This is a genomic window from Streptomyces sp. NPDC059256, assembly GCF_042753785.1.
In the GTDB taxonomy this organism is placed as follows: domain Bacteria; phylum Actinomycetota; class Actinomycetes; order Streptomycetales; family Streptomycetaceae; genus Streptomyces.
Genome location: NZ_JBHYZO010000015.1, coordinates 111,970 through 135,890 on the forward strand (window position 1 = coordinate 111,970; position 23,921 = coordinate 135,890).

Genomic DNA, 23,921 nt, shown 5'->3' on the forward strand with positions numbered 1-23,921 from the left:
CGTTCGGTAAGAGATGCAAGCGCGATTGATGAATGCGGTTCAGCTGGCCGAATCACGCCAATGTGCCGCAGGGTGAACCGGGTCTAGCCACCGGGGAATGCAGGCGCGCCCGAAGGCGCCTGGACAGGCAAGTGACAGTAGTGCGACGGGGCCATGGAGCATGCGATGACTGAGTCTGTTTCTCTGCCGGGCGACCGTTCCTCGGACGGTGCCGAGGACACGATCGTGGTAGTGGGCGCGGCGGTTCGGCCGCTGAGCCTCATCCGCGCTGCCGTGGCCACCGATGCCACCGATGCCACCGATGCCACCGACACACCGGACGGTTCCGGGGCCGCCACCGCCGGCCCTCCGCGGTTCGACACGGAGTTCTTCGCCGATGCGCTCGGAGAGGTCGCGACCGCGGACGACTGGCGGAGCGCGCTGCCGTACGGGCCCGCAGCTGCGGAGGTGTGGTGGCAGGCGGTGGAACACGCGGGCATCGTCCCGTCGGCAACCGCGGGCCTGAGCATCGATCTCTTCCTCGTCGTGCCTGCCGACTCAGGCACGAGCTCCGGTGCTGGAGTTGACTTCGGCTCAGACGTGGGCTCCAGCTCCGGCTCCGGAGTTGACTCCGACCCAGGCGTGGGCTCCGGCTCTGACTCCGTGCCGCCGAACGCGGGCGCGCCGGAGGCGGATTTCAGCGGTGACGCCCGCCTCGCCGAGACCGTGGCCGCGATCCTGCGCCTGCCGACCGCCGGGCGTTCCCGCACCACCCCGCACCACACGCTGTCCGTGCACCGAGTTCCTTCGGGTGAACAGGCCCTCAGTGCTGCCCGTACCCGTCTACGTGAGCACGGCTGCACGGTGGCCCTCGTCGCAGGACCCGGACTGCACCTCCCCGACCCCACCACGACCACGACCACGGAGGAAGGGGCCACCGCGTACGGGGCGACCGTGCTCAAGTCGTACCCCCGAGCCCTCGCCGACGGTGACCACATCTGTGGTGTTCTCACCCTCGATGGACGACTGCTGCCACTCGCCGCTCAGGCCGCCGCCGAGCCCCCCGCCGACACCACAGAGGCAGCGAAGAAGAAGGGGCGCAAGGGCAAGGGCCGAAAGCGCCCGATCACGCCGGGCGAGACCGCCGACAAGCGCAGCATCGAACCCGTACCCACCGTCGAAGCACGAACACCGCTCGACACAACGGATGACACCCCCATCCCCGACGACGCGAAGCCTCAGACCGCATCGAACGGCGACACACCCCCACTCGTGCACACCGCGATCGAACACCCGCTGCCCTGGGCCCTCTCCGCCGCGGGCCCCGACGCGTTACGCGCCCGTGCCCGGCAACTGCACGAGCACCTCACCGCACACCCCGAACTCACTCCCGAAGCGGTCGGTCTCGCTCTCGCGAACACCCGCCACCAGTTCAGGCACCGTGCAGTGGTCCTCGGCGACACCCGCGAGCAACTCCTCACAGCCCTCGACACCGTGGCGAACGACGGCTTCACCTCCGACGCCGTCCAAGGCGTCGCCACCAGCCGCCCCGCCGCGTTCGTCTTCCCCGGCCTCGGTGTGCAGTGGGCCGGCATGGCGGTGGAACTGCTCGACTCCTCACCACCATTCCGCGCCGCCCTCCTGCGCTGCCAAGACGCACTCACCCCCCACACCGAATGGACCGTCACCGACGTCCTACGGGAGACCAACGGGGCCCCCGGACTCGACAGCATCGCCGTCAGCCTGCCCACCACCTTCGCCGTCCAAGTAGCCCTGGCCGAAACCTGGCAGGCCCACGGAGTACGCCCCGCGGCCTACGCGGCACACAGCCTGGGCGAGGTCGCCGCCGCCCACCTGTCCGGCGCACTCAACCTCAAGGACGCCGCCCGCCTCATCACCACCTGGGGCCACTGCCTGGCAGAACTGCGCTCCCGCGGTGGGGACATGCTCCTTGTCTCGCTGCCCGCACACCGAATGGACTCGATCCTCCAACCCTGGGCAGGTCGACTCGGCCTCGCCGTCCGCAACGGCCCGGAGTCCGTCGTCGTCTCAGGCGACCGCGACGCCGTCGAGGAACTCCATGCCTCACTGGCAGCCGATGGCGTCCGGTGCCGCATCATCGCCGTGGGCGTCGCAGCCCACTCCCACCACGTCGACGACGTTCGAGAACGCATACTGAGCGAACTCGCCACCATCGAACCCCGCGCCACGCACACCCCCTTCTACTCGTCGGCCACCGGCGGCATCGTCGACGGCCGAACCCTCGACGCCCGCTTCTGGTTCGAGACCCTGCGCCACCAGGTCCGATTCGAGCAGACAACACAGGCGCTGCTCGCCGACGGCCACGAAATCCTCATCGAGGTCAACCCCCATCCCGCGCTCACGGCAGCGATGGAGGAGATCGCCGCCTCCGCGGGGCGCCGGGCGGTCGCCATCGGCACCCTCCGCAGAGGGCAGGGCGGCCCCCACCGCTTCCGCACGTCGCTCGCCGAAGCACACGTACAGGGCGTGGACGTCGACTGGTCACCGGCCTTCCCCGGAATCCCCACCGATCGGGTGCCACTCCCCACCTACCCGTTCCAACGGACCGACCTCGCCGCCCGAACAGTCGACGACACCTCAAAGCTCCGCCACGAACTGGCCCCCCTCAGCGAGTCCGCACGCGAACACACGGTCCTCGCCCTCATCGCCGCCGCGACCGGCGCACTGCTCGGCGCTCCCGGACCGGTACCCCTGCCCACCGGCCGCACCTTCCGTGATCTGGGCCTGGACTCCGTCACCGCCGTCGAACTGCGCACCCGTCTCAACCAACTCAGCGGCCTCGAACTGCCCCAGACCGTCGTCTTCGACCACCCCACCCCGCACTCCCTCGCCCAGCGACTCATCGCCGAGGCCCTCGGCACGGCTCGCACCACCGACGTCGACACCACCACCGCCGCTTGGGACGAACCCGTCGCCATCGTCGCCATGAGCTGCCGACTCCCCGGGGGCATCCACACCCCCGAAGCCCTGTGGCAACTGCTCGCCGACGGGGCCGACGCCGTAGCGCCCCTGCCCGGCGACCGAGGCTGGGACATCGAGGGCCTCTACGACCCCGAACCGGGTCGGCCCGGCCGCTACTACCAGCGTGAAGCGGGACTGCTCCACGAAGCACCCCACTTCGAGCCCGAGTTCTTCGGGATCTCCCCGCGTGAAGCCCTGGCCATGGACCCCCAACAGCGGCTGCTCCTGGAGACCGGCTGGGAAGTCCTGGAGCGTGCCCGCATCCGACCGGAGACGCTCCGCGGCACCCGCACCGGTACGTTCATCGGAGCCATGACCCAGGACTACGGACCCAGGCTCCACGAGGCACCCGAAGAGCTCAGCGGCTACCTCCTCACCGGCAACACCGCCAGCGTCGCATCCGGCCGCCTCGCCTACACACTGGGCTTCGAAGGACCGGCCGTCACCGTCGACACCGCCTGCTCCTCCTCCCTCGTCGCCCTCCATCTGGCCGCCCAATCACTGCGCACCGGTGAATGCACCCTGGCGCTCGCCGGCGGAGTCACCGTTCTGCCCTCCATGGGTTCCTTCGTCGAATTCAGCAAACAGCGCGCCCTCGCCCCTGATGGACGATCCAAGGCGTTCTCAGCCGACGCGGACGGATTCGGCCTCGCCGAAGGCACCACCATGCTCCTACTGGAGCGGCTCTCCGACGCACGCCGCAACGGGCACCCCGTGCTCGCCGTCATCCGTGGCACCGCCATCAACCAGGACGGCGCGTCCAACGGCCTCACCGCCCCCAGCGGCCCCGCGCAGCAGCGGGTGATTCGGCAGGCGTTGGCGAATGCCGGTTTGGGTTCTGCTGATGTGGATGTGGTGGAGGCGCACGGTACGGGTACGTCGTTGGGTGATCCGATCGAGGCGCAGGCGTTGCTGGCGACCTATGGTCAGGATCGCCCGGCGGACCGTCCGCTGTGGTTGGGTTCGTTGAAGTCGAACATCGGTCACACCCAGGCCGCTGCCGGCGTAGCCGGTGTGATCAAGATGGTGCTGGCCCTCCAGCACGGCGTACTCCCCAAGACCCTTCACGCCGCCACTCCGTCGCCACGCATCGACTGGTCCGGTGGGCACGTACGCCTTCTGGCGGACGCCACGGCTTGGCCGCAGACCGGCCGCCCACGCCGCTTCGCCGTCTCCTCGTTCGGCATCAGCGGCACCAACGCCCACGCCGTGGTCGAAGCCCCCGACGAGATGGATGCGCCGGCTCCCACACCGGACACCGCACCAACACGCCCCGCGGTGATGACCTCCGACACCGAAGCGAGCACCGACGACGTCAGCGACCACGACCACACCTCCATCAACCACACCGACACCCCGGCCGTACCGTGGCTGCTTTCCGCCCGAACCCCCGAAGCGCTCGCCGCACAAGCCCGCGCCCTCCTGGTCCACACCGAAGCGCAGCCCCATCTGCTCCCCGCCGACATCGGCCACTCACTCGCCACCACTCGCCAGACCTTCGAACACCGCGCCGTCGCCATCGGAACCAGCCGATCGGAACTCATCGACGGGCTCAAGGCCATCGCAGCCGGCGGTACCACCCGCCAGACCGTGCAGGCAGCCGCCGTCGAAGGCCGCCGCATCGCGTTCGTCTTCCCCGGTCAAGGCTCCCAGTGGGTCGGCATGGCCGTCGAACTCCTCGACGCCTACCCGGCCTTCCGCGACCGGCTCCACGCCTGCGGCCAAGCCCTTCAACCCCACGTCGAATGGTCACTGGAAGACGTGCTGCGCGGTACACCCGGTGCCCCGGCCATCGACAGTGCCGACGACGTCATCCAGCCAGTGCTGTGGGCGGTCATGGTCTCGCTCGCCGAACTCTGGCGCTCCCTCGGCGTCCATCCCTCCGCCGTCGTCGGCCACTCCCAGGGCGAGATCGCAGCCGCAGCCGTCGCAGGAGCCCTGAGCCTCGATGACGCCGCACAGGTCGTCGCCCTGCGCAGCCGTCTGCTGGCCAGGCTCGCCGGGCTGGGAGGGATGGTCTCCCTGCCCGAGCCGCTCGCCGACGTCATCCAGCGCCTCGAACCCTGGGACGGACGCATCGGTATCGCAGCCGTCAACGGTCCGAGTTCCGTCGTCGTATCGGGCGACGCAGACGCCCTCGCCGAACTGCTCGAAGCGTGCGCCGCCGCCGACGTACGCGCCAAGCGCATCCCCGTCGACTACGCGTCCCACTCCACCCATGTGGAGATCATCGAAAACGAACTCGCCGAAGCCCTCGCCGGCATCACCCCGCTCACTCCGACGATCCCGCTGTACTCCACCGCCAACGGCGAGATCATCACCACCGCGGAACTCGACGCCACCTACTGGTACACCAACCTCCGCACCACGGTCGGCTTCGAACCCGCCACCCGAAAGCTCCTCGACGACGGACACCACGTCTTCATCGAGTGCAGCCCCCACCCGGTCCTCGCCATCGGCCTCCAGGAATCCGCCGAAGCGGCCGGTGTCGCCGCGGACGTCATTCCGTCCCTGCGCCGAGGACAAGGCGGCCCCGCACGGTTCCTCACCTCACTCGCGGACGCCCACACGCGCGGTGTCGCCGTGAACTGGCCGGCGGTCTTCACCGCGCACCACGAAGCCTCCAACCAGCACTCCCCGTACCAGCCCCGCACCGTCGAACTCCCCACCTATCCCTTCCAGCGCCGTCGCTTCTGGCTCGACGCCCACTCCACCTCGGCCAGTCCCGTCCTCGACCAGCACAGTGCAGCCGAGGCCAGGTTCTGGCAGGCAGTGGAGAACGCTGACGTCAACGAACTGACCAGTTCGCTCGATCTGGACCCCGACGCATCCCTGGACGAACTGGTCGCCCACCTCGCCGACTGGCGGCGCCAATCCAACGAGAGCGCTCGGATCGACGACTGGCGCTACCGCATCGCCTGGACACCCACCGCCACCCAACCCCGACGCGGTGAACCGACCACCCTCGACGGCACCTTTGTGCTCGTCACCTCCGCCAGCCGTCAGCACGACGAACGTGCCACCGCCATCCACGACGCGGTGACCGCCCGAGGCGGCCAGGTCCAACGCATCACACTCGACCCGACAGCCGACACCGACCGTACGGCGGTGGTCCGGCTCCTGGAACGGCCCGACGACGCCCCAGCGCCGACGGCGGTGCTCTCCCTCCTGGCCGACGACGAGAACACCCTGGCCGACCACCGGGTGACGGCAGGACTCGCCGCCACCCTCACCCTCGTCCAAGCCCTCGGCGACGCCGAGATCGAGGCGCCCCTCTGGTGCGTGACCAGCGGAGCGGTCTCGACCGGCCCCGCCGACCCCCTGCGCAACCCACTCCAGGCACAGCTCTGGGGCCTCGGTCGGGTCATCGCCGCCGAACACCCCGAACGCTGGGGCGGTCTCATCGACCTACCCGAGAATCTCGACACACGCACTGCCGACCTTCTCAGCTCGGCCCTCGGCGCACACTCCACAGGTGGAGAAACAGCTGCCGAAACAGGTGTCGACCGCGAGAACGAAATCGCAGTACGAGCCACCGGAATCCTGTGCCGTCGTCTCATCCGCGCCACCCCGACCCCAGACCCCACGCCCTACCGCCCACACGGCACCATCCTGATCACCGGTGGCACCGGCACCCTCGGTGCCCATGTCGCCCGCTGGCTCGCCCATCAGGGCGCAACCCATCTCGTCCTCACCAGCCGCAGCGGCCCCGACGCACCCGGCGCCTCGGAACTCCAAGCCGAACTGAACGCCATCGGCGCCTCCACCACCATCGCCAGCTGTGACGTCGCCGACCGCGAAGACCTACGCCGCCTGCTCGACTCACTGCCCGCAGACACGCCCCTCACCGGTATCATCCACGCGGCGGGGGTCCTCGACGACGGCATTCTCGACGCTCTGACCACCGAACGCCTCGAAAACGTCCTCAAGGTCAAAGTCGACGCAGCCCGTCACCTGCACGAACTCACAACTGAGTACGAACTGGACCTCTTCGTCCTCTTCTCCTCCATCGCCGGCGTCATCGGCAATGGAGGCCAAGGCGGATATGCCGCAGCGAACGCCTTCCTCGACGCGCTAGCCCACCAACGCCGTGCCGAAGGGCTGCCCGCCACCGCCATCGCCTGGGGCTCCTGGGGCAGCGGCCGGATGATGGGAGACCACGCCGAACAGCACCTCATCCGCCGAGGCATCCTGCCCATGCCCGCCGACCTCGGCATCGCTGCACTACGGCGCGCCATCGAACAGAACGACACCGGTCTCACGCTTGCCCACATCGACTGGGAACGCTTCGTCCCTGCATTCGCCGTCGACGGGGACTACCCGCTGCTGCGTCGCCTTCCCGAAGCGCAGCAAGCCCTCACCCCGTCAGACACCACCACCGCCGCAATGAACGGACCGTTACTCGCCCAACGCCTCGTCGGGCTCTCCGGCCCTGAGCGTTCCCGAGCGATCCTCGAACTCGTCCGTGCCCAGGCCGCCGCAGTTCTCGGCCACTCCGGGGCGGACGCCATCCAGCCCCAGCGCGCCTTCCGTGAGACAGGCTTCGACTCCCTCACCGCCGTCGAACTGCGCAACCGGCTCTCCACCGCCACCGGCATACGGCTGTCGACGACAGTGGTCTTCGACCATCCCACCCCCGCCGACCTCGCCGATCTCATCGAAACCCAGATCTCGGGTCACGAGCAGACCACCCCCGCCACCATCGCCCTCACACCCCGTGCCACGGACGACGAGCCCATCGCCATCGTTGCGATGAGCTGCCGCTTCCCCGGCTCGATCAAGGGACCCGAAGACCTCTGGCGACTAGTCACGGCCGGCACCGACGCTCTGTCCGGATTCCCGGACAACCGCGGCTGGGACCTTGAATCCCTCTACCACCCCGATCCCCAGAACCCCGGCACCACCTACGCCCGCGAAGGCGGCTTCCTCCATGACGCCGGCGACTTCGACGCGGCGTTCTTCGGAATCTCCCCCCGTGAAGCCCTCGCCATGGACCCGCAACAGCGACTGCTCCTCGAAGTCGCCTGGGAAGCATTCGAACGCGCCGGCATCGACCCGGGCACCCTCAAGGGCTCGCGCTCCGGGGTGTTCATCGGCTCCAACGGCCAGGACTACGCATCGGGCCTCGGGCGCGCACCGGAAGGCGTCGAGGGGTATCTCCTCACCGGTCGTGCCGCCAGCGTCGTATCCGGCCGCATCTCCTACACATTCGGCCTCGAAGGCCCTTCGCTGACGGTGGACACCGCCTGCTCGTCCTCCCTGGTCGCGCTGCACCTCGCCGTACAGGCACTGCGACAGGGCGAGTGCGAAATGGCGTTCGCCGGCGGTGTCACCGTGATGTCGACCCCCGGCAATTTCGTCGAGTTCAGTCGTCAGCGTGGGCTGGCTGCTGATGGTCGGTGCAAGGCGTTCTCTGCGGCTGCGGATGGTACGGGCTGGGGTGAAGGCGTCGGAATGCTCCTGGTGGAGCGGCTTTCCGATGCTCGTCGGCTCGGGCATCCAGTGCTGGCCGTGGTGCGGGGTTCGGCGGTGAATCAGGACGGTGCGTCGAATGGTCTTACCGCGCCGAACGGCCCCGCGCAGCAGCGGGTGATTCGGCAGGCGTTGGCGAATGCCGGTTTGGGTTCTGCTGATGTGGATGTGGTGGAGGCGCACGGTACGGGTACGTCGTTGGGTGACCCGATCGAGGCGCAGGCGTTGCTGGCGACCTATGGTCAGGATCGCCCGGCGGACCGTCCGCTGTGGTTGGGTTCGTTGAAGTCGAACATCGGTCACACCCAGGCCGCGGCCGGCGTAGCCGGTGTGATCAAGATGGTGCTGGCCCTCCAGCACGGCGTACTCCCCAAGACCCTCCATGTCGACGCGCCCACCCCGCACGTCGACTGGTCGGCGGGTTCGGTGAAGCTACTCACCGAACCCGTTGCATGGCCCGGCGACAGCGATCGCGTACGCAGGGCCGGAATCTCGTCGTTCGGCGTGAGCGGCACCAATGCCCACGTCATCGTCGAGCAGACCCCCGAGCCGGCGACCGAGGAGGCTCCCTCGGAATCTGCCGGCTCGGGGGCCGGAACACCGACCACCGCTACGGCACGGACAGCCCTTCCCTGGCTGCTCTCAGGGAAGACCACCACCGCGCTCCGCGCCCAAGCCGCCCGGCTCCATGCGCACCTCACTGACCGCGGAGCCCAGCCGATGCCGACAGCAGCCGATGTCGGGCTGTCCCTGGCAACCGGCCGAGCCGCACTGGAACACCGCGCCGCCTTCGTGGGCACCGACCCCGAAGACCTGCTACGAGCACTTGCGGCCCTGGCCGCCGATGAGCGTACGGAGGGTGCGGCGCAGGTCGTCGTCGGCAGCGTTCAGGACACTGCTGCACCTGCGTTTGTGTTTTCGGGGCAGGGGAGTCAGTGGTGGGGTATGGGGCGTGGGTTGTATGAGTTGTTCCCGGTGTTTGCGGATGTGTTTGATGCGGTGTGCGTTGAGTTGGATGGGTTGTTGGGGTGTTCGTTGCGGGAGGTGTTGTTTGAGGGTGATGGGTCGGGGTTGGCTGGTACGGGGTTGACGCAGCCTGCGTTGTTTGTGGTGGAGGTGGCGTTGTGTGGGTTGTTGGGGTCGTGGGGTGTGGTGCCGGGTGTGGTGGCGGGTCATTCGGTGGGTGAGTTCGCTGCGGCTTATGTGGCGGGGGTGGTGTCGTTGGAGGATGCGTGCCGCTTGGTGGCGGCTCGTGGCCGGTTGATGGAGGATCTTCCGTCGGGTGGGGTGATGGTCGCCGTTGAAGCTTCCGAAGCCGATGTCCTTCCTCTCCTCATCGGGCTGGAGGATCAGGTGGGGATTGCGGCGGTTAATAGCCCTACCTCGATCGTGCTCTCCGGTGTGGAGGATGCGGTGACCGCGGTCGTGGAACAGTTGGGTGATCGCCGTTCGAAGGCGCTGACGGTCTCCCATGCTTTCCATTCGCCGTTGATGGATCCGATGCTGGACGCCTTCCGTTCGGTCGCGGAGAGTGTCACCTTCCATGAGCCGAAGCTGCCGATCGTCTCCACTGTGACCGGACGCCTGATCACCGCAGGCGAGATATCGAACCCGAACTATTGGGTCGAGCACATTCGCCAGCCGGTCCGCTATGCGGATGCGGTCCAGGCGCTCGCTGAGCAGGGGGTGAATGTCTTCCTCGAAGTCGGCCCCGGAGGCGTCCTGACCGGGTTGACCCAAACCAACCTCGACCACGCAACCGCCATCCCCACCCTCCGCCCGAACACCGCCGAAGACCTCTCCCTCACCACAGCCCTCGCCCACCTCCACGTCCACGGCACTGTCATCGACTGGCCCGCTCTCTACACCGGCCACAGCGCCCAACTCGTCGACCTCCCCACCTACCCCTTCCAACACCAGCACTACTGGCTACGGGTGCCGCCCCAGTTCGACACCGAGGCCATTGGCGTCACGGACACCGACCATCCGATGCTGGGCGCGACCGTCATGCTCCCCGACGGCGGTATGGTCCTCACCGGCAGACTGTCCTTGGCCACCCACCCTTGGCTCGCCGATCACGCCTTCGCCGGCGTGATTCTCGTACCCGGCACGGCCTTCGTAGAACTGGCCCTGCGCGCCGGCCGTGAGGCCGGCTGCGACCTGCTCGAAGAAATCACCTTGGAAGCCCCGCTCGTCCTGCCAGAACACGGAGGAGCCCAGCTCCGTCTGGCCGTGGGAGCCGCGGATGAATCCGGCCGCCGAACTCTGACCCTGCACTCGCGGTCTGACGACGACCCCACCAACACGGTGTGGACCAGACACACGAGTGGTTCCCTGGCCCTCGACCAACAGCACTACACCGCGGCTGATTTGACCGTATGGCCACCCCGAGGGGCCCAAGAGGTCGACACACAGAACCTCTACGACCAACTTGACACGATCGGTTTCGGATACGGCCCGGTCTTCCGAGGGCTGAAAGCCGCGTGGCGGCAGGGAAACACCCTGTTCGCGGAGGCGGCCCTCCCCGAAGACGCAGCTACGGAAGCTCCCGCCTACGGACTCCATCCGGCCCTGCTGGATGCTGCCCTCCACGCCTCATGGCTCGGTCTGCTCTCCGGGTCCGAAACGGGGCAGGGCCTGCTCCCCTTCTCCTGGGGCGAAGTGAGGCAGTCGGCAGTCGGCGCCGACACCGTACGGATCGAACTCACCCCGGTGGGTACGGACACCGTGTCCGTTCTGATCGCCGACGGGTCCGGACACCCCATCGCATCGATCGGCAGTCTCGTCCTACGCCCTGTGACGGCAGAACAACTGAAGTCCACCACGTCAATCGAGCAGGATGCGCTGTTCCGCCTGGACTGGGTCCAGGGCGAACCGGGCACGCCCCATGCGTCCACCCGGCTCATCGACCTCGCCGATCTCAACCCCGTCGACGCAGTACCGGAGACCGACTTCGTCATCGCCAGGGTCACAACGGCTACCGACGAATCCTCGGATACGGCGTCAACTGCCCAAACCATCCGCGCCACCACTCACGGGACCCTGCTGCTCCTCCAGGAATGGTTGACGGACACGCGCTTCGACTCGGCGCGACTCGTCCTGGTCACCCGTCGCGCGGTCGCCGTCTCCGCCGAGGAGCGCTCGATACTCGATCCTGCCCAGGCCGCGGTCTGGGGGCTGGTGCGCGCGGCTCAGTCGGAGAACCCCGGTCGCCTCATCCTCGTGGACACCGACGACGATGATCTGTCGTCCCTCCACCCGGCGCTGGCCATGGAGGAGCCGCAGATCGCCATGCGCTCCGGCCGCGTCCTTCTGCCCCGTCTCACCAGGGCGCCCCATAGTGAGGCCGACGGCACGGACAGCACGTTCCCGGCTGAGGGCACCACTCTCATCACCGGAGCGACCGGTACGTTGGGCCGCCTCCTCGCCCGTCATCTGGTGACGACACACGGGGTGCGACACCTGGTACTGGCGAGCCGTCGAGGCCCGGATGCTGTGGGCTCCCAGGAGTTCACCGAGGAGCTCACCGCACTGGGAGCCGAGGCCATCACCGTGGCGTGCGACATCGCCGACCGTACGGAACTGGGTGCCCTGCTCGATGCCATCCCAGCCGAGCACCCGTTGACCGCCGTGGTGCATGTCGCGGGAGTGACGGACGACGGCACCATCGGCGCACTCACCCCCGATCGACTCGACAGTGTGTTCCGCCCGAAGATCGACGCGGCACTCAACCTCCACGAGCTCACCTCCGGCCTCGACCTCTCCGCATTCGTCCTGTTCTCCTCCATCTCGGCCACCCTCGGCGGAGCAGGGCAGGGGAACTACGCCGCCGCCAATGCCTATCTGGACGCTCTGGCCCAGCAACGCCGGGCAGCCGGACTGCCCGCCATATCGCTGGCCTGGGGACTCTGGGCCGATGACAGCGGCATGACGGGTGTGCTCGACACCGCAGATCATGCGCGAATCCGCCGGATGGGCCTCGTCGCCATGGACTCCTCACAGGGCCTCGCCCTGTTCGACGCGGCCTGCTTGAGCCGGGAAGACGTTCTCTATCCGGCTGCGCTGGACAAGTCAGGTCTTCGGACACAGGCTGCCGAGGGCCAGGTCCCTGCACTACTTCGCGGACTCGTGAAGGCACCGACGCGGATGGCCCGGGCCACGCGGGGCGGCGTCACGCCGAGCGGGATCGCCGACCGGGCCGCCACCCTTGCGGACGATCTGGTCGCACTGCCGGAAGCCGAACAGGACCGTCTACTGATAGACCTGGTGCGCCGTCAGATAGCGAATGTCCTCGGTCATACCTCTCCCAACGAGATCGAACCCGGGCGGGCCTTCAAGGAACTCGGCTTCGATTCGCTCACGGCCGTGGAACTCAGGAACCTGCTGAATGCCGCAACCGGCACTCGCCTGCCCGCCACGCTCGTCTTCGATCACCCCACCCCCATCGCTCTCACTCGATTCCTCCGCGGCGAGATCCTGGGTGACCGGTCGGGATCGGCCCCATCGGGGAGCCCTGTCCGCAACCTTCCCGAGTCGACCTCCGCGGTCGGGGATGAGCTGATGGCGATCGTGGGGATGAGTTGCCGGTATCCGGGGGGTGTGCGGTCGCCGGAGGACTTGTGGCGGTTGGTGAGTGAGGGTGGGGATGCCGTGGGTGCGTTCCCGGGTGATCGTGGGTGGGATCTGGAGGCTTTGTACCATCCTGACCCTGATCATGCTGGGACGAGCTACACCCGAGAAGGCGGCTTCCTCCATGACGCCGCCCAGTTCGATCCCGACTTCTTCGAGATCTCGCCGCGTGAGGCGCTGGCGATGGATCCGCAGCAGCGGTTGCTGCTGGAGACGTCGTGGGAGGCGTTCGAACGGGCGGGTATCGATCCCTCCTCGGTACGTGGTTCCCGTACGGGTGTCTTCGCCGGTGTGATGTACCACGACTACGGCTCTCGACTCTCTACCGCACCTGAGGGGCTTGAGGGCTATCTAGTCAATGGCAGCGCGGGAAGCATCGCCTCCGGTCGTGTTGCTTACACGTTTGGTCTTGAGGGGCCTGCGGTGACGGTGGATACGGCGTGTTCTTCGTCGTTGGTGGCGTTGCATTTGGCGGCGCAGTCGTTGCGGCAGGGTGAGTGTGAGATGGCATTGGTGGGTGGTGTCACTGTGATGGCGACGCCGAACACGTTCGTGGAGTTCAGTCGTCAGCGTGGGTTGGCTGTTGATGGTCGGTGCAAGGCGTTTGGTGCGGCTGCGGATGGTACGGGTTGGGCTGAGGGTGTGGGGATGTTGTTGGTGGAGCGGTTGTCGGATGCTCGTCGGTTGGGGCATCGGGTGTTGGCTGTGGTGCGGGGTTCGGCGGTGAATCAGGATGGTGCGTCGAATGGTCTTACTGCGCCGAATGGTCCTGCGCAGCAGCGGGTGATTCGCCAAGCGTTGGCGAATGCCGGTTTGGGTTCGGCTGATGTGGATGTGGTGGAGGCGCATGGTACGGGTACGTCGTTGGGTGATCCGATTGAGGCGCAGGCGTTGTTGGCAACTTATGGTCAGGATCGGCCGGCGGGTCGTCCGTTGCTGCTTGGTTCGTTGAAGTCGAACATTGGTCATACGCAGGCGGCTGCGGGTGTGGGTGGTGTGATCAAGATGGTGATGGCGATGCGGCATGGTGTGGTGCCGCGTACGTTGCATGTGGATGAGCCGTCTCCGCATATCGACTGGTCGGCTGGTGCGGTGGAGCTGGCTACCGAGCCGGTGGAATGGGTAGCGGAAGGGCGGCCTCGTCGGGCAGGGGTTTCCTCCTTCGGAGTGAGCGGCACCAACGCCCACATCGTCATCGAACAAGCCTCAGAGGTCGAACCAGAGGCCGAATCTGCTTCCACAGAGGTGCCTTCCCAGGACACCCCCACCGCTTGGCTCCTATCGGCTGAGACTGAGCCGGCACTTCGTGAACAAGCACAGCGCCTGCTGGCCCACATGGCTGAGCATGGAGACGTCCGACTGGTCGATGTGGGCCTCTCTCTTGCGACATCAAGGGCAGCATTGGGCCACCGGTCCGTGGCAATCGGAGCCGGCCGCGATGAGTTGATGGAAGGCATCGAGGCCATCGCGGCGGGCCGGGTCAACCCTCACGCTGTGCAACGCACAGACCCCTCGAAGGGACTCATAGGCGGGGCGGAGAAGCCTGCGTTTGTGTTTTCGGGGCAGGGGAGTCAGTGGTGGGGTATGGGGCGTGGGTTGTATGAGTCGTTCCCGGTGTTTGCGGATGTGTTTGACACTGTGTGTGCAGGGTTGGATGGGTTGTTGGGGTGTTCGTTGCGGGAGGTGCTGTTTGAGGGTGATGGGTCGGGGTTGGCTGGTACGGGGTTGACGCAGCCTGCGTTGTTTGTGGTGGAGGTGGCGTTGTGTGGGTTGTTGGAGTCGTGGGGTGTGGTGCCGGGTGTGGTGGCGGGTCATTCGGTGGGTGAGTTCGCTGTCGCCTATGTGGCGGGGGTGGTGTCGTTGGAGGATGCGTGCCGCTTGGTGGTGGCTCGTGGCCGGTTGATGGAGGACCTTCCGCCGGGTGGGGTGATGGTCGCGGTCGAAACCTCTGAAGCCGATGTCCTCCCCCTCTTGGCCGGCCTGGAACACTCTGTCGGGATCGCCGCAATCAATAGCCCCACCTCGATCGTGCTCTCCGGCGTGGAGGATACGGTCACCACGGTCGTGGAACAGTTGGGGGAGCGTCGTTCGAAGGCGCTGACGGTCTCCCATGCTTTCCATTCGCCGTTGATGGTTCCGATGCTGGACGCGTTCCGTTCGGTCGCGAAGAGTGTCACCTTCCATGAGCCGAAGCTGCCGATCGTCTCTACGGTCACCGGCCGCCTGATCACCGCAGGTGAGATGTCGAACCCTGAGTACTGGGTTCAGCACATTCGCCAGCCGGTCCGCTATGCGGATGCGGTTCAGGCTCTGGCTGAGCAGGGGGTGAATGTCTTCCTTGAGGTGGGCCCTGGAGGTGTCCTGACCGGGTTGACTCAAACCAACCTCGACCAGGCAACCGCCATCCCCACCCTCCGCCCGAACACCGCGGAAGACCTCTCGCTCACCACAGCCCTCGCCCACCTCCACGTCCACGGCACTGTCATCGACTGGCCCGCCTTCTACACCGGCCGCGGCGCCCAGCTCATCGACCTCCCCACCTACCCCTTCCAACGCAACCGCTACTGGCTGGATGTTCCGGCTCCCCGCGGTGGTATCGCTGCCGCAGGGCTGACCGCGACCCATCACGAGCTCCTCGGCGCCATGACCGTAATGCCCGACGGCGGAGGATCCCTGTTCTCGGGCCGCCTCTCCCTCACTACGCACCCGTGGCTAGCCGACCACTCCGTATCCGGAGTGTGCCTGCTGCCCGGCACAGCCTTCCTGGAGATGTGCATCCAAGCAGGCAACGAGCTCGGCTGCGGTCGTGTGGATGAGCTCACCCTCGCCGCACCCCTTGTGCTTCCCGACATCGGAGCGGTCCAGCTCCGTCTGATCGTCGGCATCTCGGCCGACCAGAGCGCCCGGCGTACAGTCAAGGTCTACTCCCGACCCGAAGGCTCGACCGATGCCGAGCCAGAGAGCCCGTGGATCTGCCACGCCACAGGCTTCCTCACCCCCGACACCGATCGCCACCACGCCATGACCGGCCGCGGCGCTGACGGTCCAGCGGAGGTATGGCCTCCCATCGGTGCGACTGTCGTGGATCTCGACGGTAGTTACCAGCAGCTCGCCGCGTCCGGCTTCGTATACGGACCGGTGTTCCAGGGACTGCGGCAGCTCTGGCGGCAAGGTGACGAGCTCTTTGCCGAGGTCGCCTTGCCGCAAGGTGCCTCCATCGACGGATTCGCCCTTCACCCTGCCCTGCTCGATGCAACGCTGCACGCCCTGGGGGCGGCCGATTTCCTGACGGCGGGCCATGAAGGACGGCTTCCGTTCGCCTGGAACGGGGTCAGTGTGTACGCCACTGGAGCGGAAGCCGTAAGAGTCAGACTGGCGCATGCCGTTGAGGGCTCCGATTCGATCTCGCTTTGGATCACCGACCGTGTTGGATCAGCGGTTGCATCCGTGGACTCGCTCACACTGCGCACGGTGGACCCAGAGCAGCTGAAAGCGGCTTCTGATCCTCACCGTGACTCACTGTTCCGCATCGAATGGGAGCAGCACGAACCATCGACCACGAGTTCCTCCGTACCCGTGGCAGTGCTCGACACCCTGTCGGAACTCGGCTCTGCCCAGACCTCGGCGGCCGAAGTGGTGGCGATTCGTGTTGCTGGGGCCGGGGCGGAATCCGACCTCCTCTGCTCAGCCCCCGTACAGAGCGTGTTGCCCCACCTCCAACAGTGGCTGGCCGATGAGAGGTTTGCTGCCTCCCGATTGCTGGTGATGACGCGACGCGCCGTAGCGGTTCCCTCCTCCAACAAGGACGGTGCGACAGCCGACGTCGACATGGGACAGGCCGCAGTCTGGGGGCTGGTGCGCGCGGCTCAGTCGGAGAACCCCGGCCGCTTCACCCTGGTCGACTGCGACACCGACGACACAACACTCCTGTCGGAAGCGGCGGCGACGGGTGAACCGCAGATCGCGATCCGCGAAGGCCGCTTGCTCGTGCCACGTCTCGCACGCATCGATATGGGATCACGCACCGGTTCGGGGAATCCTTCCGAGGCAACCACGTTCTCTTCCACGGGTACGGTTCTGATCACCGGAGCGTCCGGCACACTCGGCAGGCTCATTGCCCGTCATCTGGTGACGACGCACGGGGTGCGACACCTGGTACTGGCGAGCCGTCGAGGCCCGGACGCCGAAGGGGCCCAGCACTTCATCGCAGAGCTGGCAGAGCTAGGTGCCCATGCAACTTCGGTCAGCTGCGATGTCGCTGATCGGGCCGCGCTGGTCGAACTGCTGGCCACCATCCCCGCCGATCGTCCCCTGACCGGAATTGTCCATGCCGCCGGTGTGGTGGACGACGGCACCCTGCCGACCCTCACCCCAGCGAGCATCGACCGGGTCTTCGGACCCAAGGCGATCGCCGCGATGAACCTCCATGAGCTGACTCTGGGCCTGGACCTCTCCGCCTTCGTCCTCTTCTCGTCCGCGGCCGGCACGCTCGGAAGCGCCGGCCAGGGAAACTACGCCGCAGCGAACTGTGTCCTCGACGCTCTGGCAGAATCGCGACGAGCCGCGGGTATGCCCGCGCTGTCAATGGCTTGGGGGCTGTGGGCCGAATCCAGCACGCTCACCGAGGACCTGGCGGACGCTGACCGCCACAGGATCAGCCGCTCAGGACTGATCGCCTTCCAGGCCGAAAAGGGCTTGGCCCTCTTCGACGAGGCAAGCCGTTCCGCACTGCCCGTGGTGATCCCGGTCCAGCTCGACATGGGGACGCTCCAGACCCAGGCTCGAAATGGAACGCTGTCTCCGATGCTTCGTCGGCTGGTGCGGACTCCCGCGCGCCGCATGCTTGACGCGACCTCCCAGTCGGTGGGTGCGCTCTCCCTGGCCCAGCAGCTCAACGCCCTAGCACCGGCCGAGCAGTATCACGTCGTCCTGGACCTGGTACGGACACAGATCGCGGCGGTGCTCGGCCACCAGACCGACACCGGGATCGTGGCGGACCGCCAATTCAAGGAGCTCGGGTTCGACTCGCTGACCGCTGTGGAGCTGCGCAATACGCTGCACACCACTACGGGACTACGGCTCAGCGCGACCCTCGTGTTCGACCACCCGACCCCCGAGGCACTGTCCCGCTTCCTTCTGGCCGAACTCGTCACACCGAACGCCTCTGGCGCATTGGTGGACACCCCGGAATCCCTGCCTGTCGGGGATGAGCTGATGGCGATCGTGGGGATGAGTTGCCGGTATCCGGGGGGTGTGCGGTCGCCGGAGGACTTGTGGCGGTTGGTGAGTGAGGGTGGGGATGCCGTGGGTGCGTTCCCGGGTGATCGTGGGTGGGATCTGGAGGCTTTGTACCATCCTGACCCTGATCATGCTGGGACGAGCTACACCCGAGAAGGCGGCTTCCTCTACGGAGCGGGTGAATTTGACCCGTCCTTCTTCGGGATTTCGCCGCGTGAGGCGCTGGCGATGGATCCGCAGCAGCGGTTGCTGCTGGAGACGTCGTGGGAGGCGTTCGAACGGGCGGGTATCGATCCGTCCTCGGTACGTGGTTCCCGTACGGGTGTCTTCGCCGGCGTTATGTACCACGACTACGCCTCCCAGCTCGGGCAGGTGATACCGGACGGTGTCGAAGGACATCTAGGAATGGGTACGTCCGGCAGCGTGGCGTCGGGGCGGTTGTCGTACACGTTTGGTCTTGAGGGGCCTGCGGTGACGGTGGATACGGCGTGTTCTTCGTCGTTGGTGGCGTTGCATTTGGCGGCGCAGTCGTTGCGGCAGGGTGAGTGTGAGATGGCGTTGGTGGGTGGTGTCACTGTGATGGCGACGCCGAACACGTTCGTGGAGTTCAGTCGTCAGCGTGGGTTGGCTGTTGATGGTCGGTGCAAGGCGTTTGGTGCGGCTGCGGATGGTACGGGTTGGGCTGAGGGTGTGGGGATGTTGTTGGTGGAGAGGTTGTCGGATGCTCGTCGGCTCGGGCATCCGGTACTTGCTGTGGTGCGGGGTTCGGCGGTGAATCAGGATGGTGCGTCGAATGGTCTTACTGCGCCGAATGGTCCTGCGCAGCAGCGGGTGATTCGGCAGGCGTTGGCGAATGCCGGTTTGGGTTCTGCTGATGTGGATGTGGTGGAGGCGCATGGTACGGGTACGTCGTTGGGTGATCCGATCGAGGCGCAGGCGTTGCTGGCGACCTATGGTCAGGATCGCCCAGCGGATCGTCCACTGCTTCTCGGCTCACTCAAGTCAAACATCGGTCACACCCAGGCGGCTGCGGGTGTGGGTGGTGTGATCAAGATGGTGATGGCGATGCGGCATGGTGTGGTGCCGCGTACGTTGCATGTGGATGAACCGTCACCGCATATCGACTGGTCGGCTGGAGCCGTCGAACTGGCTACCGAACCGGTGGAATGGGCAGTGGAGGGGCGGCCTCGTCGGGCTGGGGTTTCCTCCTTCGGAGTAAGCGGCACCAACGCCCACATCGTCATCGAACAAGCCCCAGAGGCTGAGCGACCGCTGAACGCCACTGAGTCGGTACCGTTGTCAGGCGTGGCCACATGGGTGCTCTCCGCGAAGGAAGAGGACAGCCTGAGGACACAGGCGCAACGTCTGGCTGCGCATCTAGACGCCCACCCACATGTGCAGTCAACTGACGTCGGGCTGACTCTGGCAACATCGCGAGCGGTGCTGGAACAGCGCGCGGCCATCGTGGGCACCGATCGTGATGCCTTGCTCGCCGGACTGATGGCTATCGCCTCAGGTCAGGTGACTGACGGAGTGATCCGGGGCGACTCTGAGCGCTCACTGAACCGGCTGGCGTTTGTGTTTTCGGGGCAGGGGAGTCAGTGGTGGGGTATGGGGCGTGGGTTGTATGAGTCGTTCCCGGTGTTTGCGGATGTGTTTGATGCGGTGTGTGCCGGGTTGGATGGGTTGTTGGGGTGTTCGTTGCGGGAGGTGTTGTTTGAGGGTGATGGGTCGGGGTTGGCTGGTACGGGGTTGACGCAGCCTGCGTTGTTTGTGGTGGAGGTGGCGTTGTGTGGGTTGTTGGAGTCATGGGGTGTGGTGCCTGGTGTGGTGGCGGGCCATTCGGTGGGGGAGTTTGCTGCGGCGTATGTGGCGGGTGTGGTGTCGTTGGAGGATGCGTGCCGGTTGGTGGCGGCTCGTGGCCGGTTGATGGAGGATCTTCCGTCGGGTGGGGTGATGGTCGCGGTCGAAGCCTCTGAAGCCGATGTCCTCCCCCTCCTGGCCGGCCTGGAGGATCAGGTCGGGATTGCGGCGGTCAATAGCCCCACTTCGATCGTGCTCTCCGGCACGCACGACGCAGTCACCACGGTCGTGGAACAGCTGGGGGAGCGTCGTTCGAAGGCGCTGACCGTCTCCCATGCTTTCCATTCGCCGTTGATGGATCCGATGCTGGAAGCGTTCCGTACGGTCGCGGAGAGTGTCACCTTCCATGAGCCGAAGCTGCCGATCGTCTCCACCGTCACCGGACGCCCGATCACCGTAGGCGAGATGTCAAACCCTGAGTACTGGGTTCAGCACATCCGCCAACCCGTCCGCTACGCGGATGCGGTCCAGGCGCTCGCTGAGCAGGGGGTGAACGTCTTCCTCGAAGTCGGCCCCGGAGGCGTCCTGACCGGGTTGACCCAAACCAACCTCGACCACGCAACCGCCATCCCGACCTTGCGTCCGAACACCGCGGAAGATCTCTCCCTCACCACAGCCCTCGCCCACCTCCACGTCCACGGCACCCCGATCGACTGGCCGACCTTCTACACCGGCCGCGGCGCCCAGCTCATCGACCTCCCCACCTACCCCTTCCAACGCAACCGCTACTGGCTGGAGTCAGGCCCAGCAGTGAGCGATGTGGCCTCGTTCGGGCTCGCCTCAGCCGGCCACCCTCTGCTTGGCGCGACTGCAGTGCTCGCCAACGGCGATGGAGCGCTGCTGACGGGTCGGTTGTCCCTCGACACCCATCCTTGGCTCGCCGAACACATGGTCAATGGCGTTGTATTGCTGCCCGGAACGGCCCTGCTGGAACTTGCCGTGCAGGCCGCCTTCGACGTGGGATTCGATCGAGTGGATGAGCTCGTCCTAGGTGCTCCGTTGCTTCTGCCCGATCGAGGGTCCTCGCAATTCCAAGTCGTTGTCGGTGGGCCAGACGAGGCAGGCCGTCGTGCCGTGAGCATTCACTCGCGCACGGAGAAGGGCAGCGACGCCGAATGGCTTCGCCACGCGACGGGCTATCTGTCCGATGCCAAGCTCCAAGCCTCAGATCCGAGCGGTCAGGCCACTCAGGAACCGGACGGTCCGTCATTCTTGGACGGATCCAACGACTGGCCGTTCCATGACTCCGATTCGATGAACATCGACGGTGTGTATGAGCGGTTGTCCGGTCTTGGGTTTGGTTATGGTCCGCTGTTCCAGGGGTTGCGGGGGGTTTGGCGTCGGGGTTCCGATGTGTTTGCTGAGGTGGCATTGCCTGAGGGGACGGTGGTTGATGGGTTTGGTGTGCATCCGGCGCTGTTGGACTCGGCTCTGCATGCCCTCGGGGTGGCCGGAGTGCTGGAGGACACCGGGCAGGGGCGTATTCCCTTCTCGTGGAGCGGGGTACAGCTCACCGCGACCGGCGCCACCCGACTACGAGTCAAAATCACCTCAACTGGCACAGACCAGGTCGCTCTAACCGCCATCGAGCCGTCTGGGCAGACGGTGATCACCGTGGACTCCCTCGTGCTGAGGCCGGTCTCGCCCGAGCAACTGGATCAGGCGCGAGGGCAACAGAGTCCGCAGGAATCCCTCTACTACCTGGACTGGACTCCGCTTCCTCTGGTGGTCAGAGACACGGATGTGCTCGCTCCGGGCCAACTGGTCGAAGAATGGGCTGTCGTAGGACAGAGCAGTGAATTACAAGCAGCCCTGGACAAGGCCGGACTGCACGCTACGTACCATGCTGATCTGCCCGGATACTCGGAGAGCAACTCCGAGCCCGGCACGGGTAGCAGCGGACACCCCACTTCCTCGATCGTCCTCGTCTCCGTCGGCGCTGGTCACAGTGACAGTGAGGTCTCGGTGGCATCCGTACACAACGCGGTGTACCGAACTCTCGACGTAGTACAGCAATGGCTCTCAGACCCCCGTTGGGAGCGGTCCCGCCTGGTTGTCGTGACCAACGACGCAGTGATGGCAAACGGCAGGGAGGGCGTGATCGCACCGGCTCAGGCTGCGATGTGGGGTTTGGTGCGCTCGGCGCAGTCCGAGCATCCAGGACGCTTTGTCCTCGTGGACACGGACCGTGACCCCAACTCAGTGCGCATGCTGCCCGAACTGCTCAAGACCGCGGGTGATGAGTTCGCCGTTCGAGCAGGCGCCGCCTTTGCTCCTCGACTGGCACAGGCCGAAGACTCGACGGGCGGCGATGTGCGCACCGCCCCCTTCGCGGCCGAGGGTACGGTCTTGGTGACCGGCGCTTCGGGGCAGCTCGGCCAGGTCATGGCCCGACACCTGGTGACCGAGCACGGGGTACGTCACCTACTGTTGGCCAGCCGAAGCGGCGGCACGGCTGAAGGCATGGCCGAATTCGCGGCAGACCTGGCCGTCGACGGGGCAAATGTGACCGTTGTGGCCTGCGATGTATCGGATCGGGTGGCACTTGCGAAACTCCTGTCAGAGATTTCGCCAAAGCATCCGCTGACCGGCGTTGTGCACGCTGCCGGAGTGACCGAAGACGGCATCGTCTCCGGTCTCACCAAGGACCAGACCGAACGGGTGCTCCGCCCCAAGGTGGATGCAGCAATCCATCTGGACGAACTCACTCGTGACAGCGATCTGGGCGCCTTCGTTCTGTTCTCCTCCGCGGCCGGGGTGTTCGGTGCACCCGGGCAGGGGAACTATGCCGCGGCCAATGCATGCCTCGATGCAGTGGCCCAGTCCCGAAATGCGGCGGGGCTGCCGGCCGTGTCCCTGGCGTGGGGTCTGTGGTCCGGTGGTGGAGGCATTACCGGCTCGATGAGCGAAACGGACCGCGGACGCATGACCCGCGGCGGCATAGAGCCACTTCCCGTCAGCGATGCACTCGAACTCTTCGACGCGTCGATCGGTCACCCCCGCGCTGCGTTGATCCCGATACACCTGAATCTGGGGGTGCTTCGGCAAAGGGCCACGGCCGGTCAGCTGCCCGCTCTGCTTTCGTCACTCGTCCCCACTCCGGGCGGACGAGGACTGACAAACACGGCTGGCGCGAACGGCAGCGACTCCGCCCACGGCACGGCGAACCCTTCACCGGAAAGCAACGGTGTATCCGACCTCACCCTTCGTTTGGAAGGCCGAACCGAGGTCGAACAGCGCAAACTGCTGCTCGACCTCGTATCCGAGCACGTTGCGTCAGTCCTCGCGCTTCCCTCCGCACGGGTGGTGAGGCCGACGCACACCTTGCGGGAACTTGGGTTCGACTCCTTGACAGCAGTCGAGCTCCGCAATCGGCTCGCCACGGAGACCGGCCTTAAACTGCCGCCCACACTGGTCTTCGACCACCCCACTCCGGCCGATCTCGTCGAGTATCTGAAGGCCCAGGCTGCTCCCCAACAGCTGGCGATCACTGCGCTACTGGCCGAGTTGGACGGTCTGGAAGCGGCGTTGCGCAACAGTGCAGTGGCGGACGTGACACAGCGCAGCGCAATAGGCATGCGCCTTCAGACACTGGCGGCCCGGTGGTCGAACGGCATCCCTGAAAACGGAATCGACACCGAGCCCATCGAAGGTGTTGGAGCGACGGATGGATTCGACGCAGCTACCGACGACGAAATGTTCGATTTCATTGGCAAGGAATTCGGGATCTCCTGAAT

Annotated in this window: 1 protein-coding gene; it reads left to right on the plus strand. The window is 66.4% G+C overall.

Annotated elements, in window-relative coordinates; all coding sequences use genetic code 11:
- Nucleotides 1-165: 165 nt before the first annotated feature.
- The gene (locus ACFXJL_RS26265; protein WP_384696288.1) at nucleotides 166-23,919 is read left to right on the plus strand and encodes a type I polyketide synthase; all 23,754 of its coding nucleotides are present in this window, start codon (nucleotides 166-168) and stop codon (nucleotides 23,917-23,919) included.
- Nucleotides 23,920-23,921: the final 2 nt, after the last annotated feature.

Excerpts from the sequence above, each read along its gene's own strand:
- ACFXJL_RS26265 (WP_384696288.1), top strand. The coding sequence starts at position 166 with ATGACTGAGTCTGTTTCTCTGCCGGGCGACCGTTCCTCGGACGGTGCC.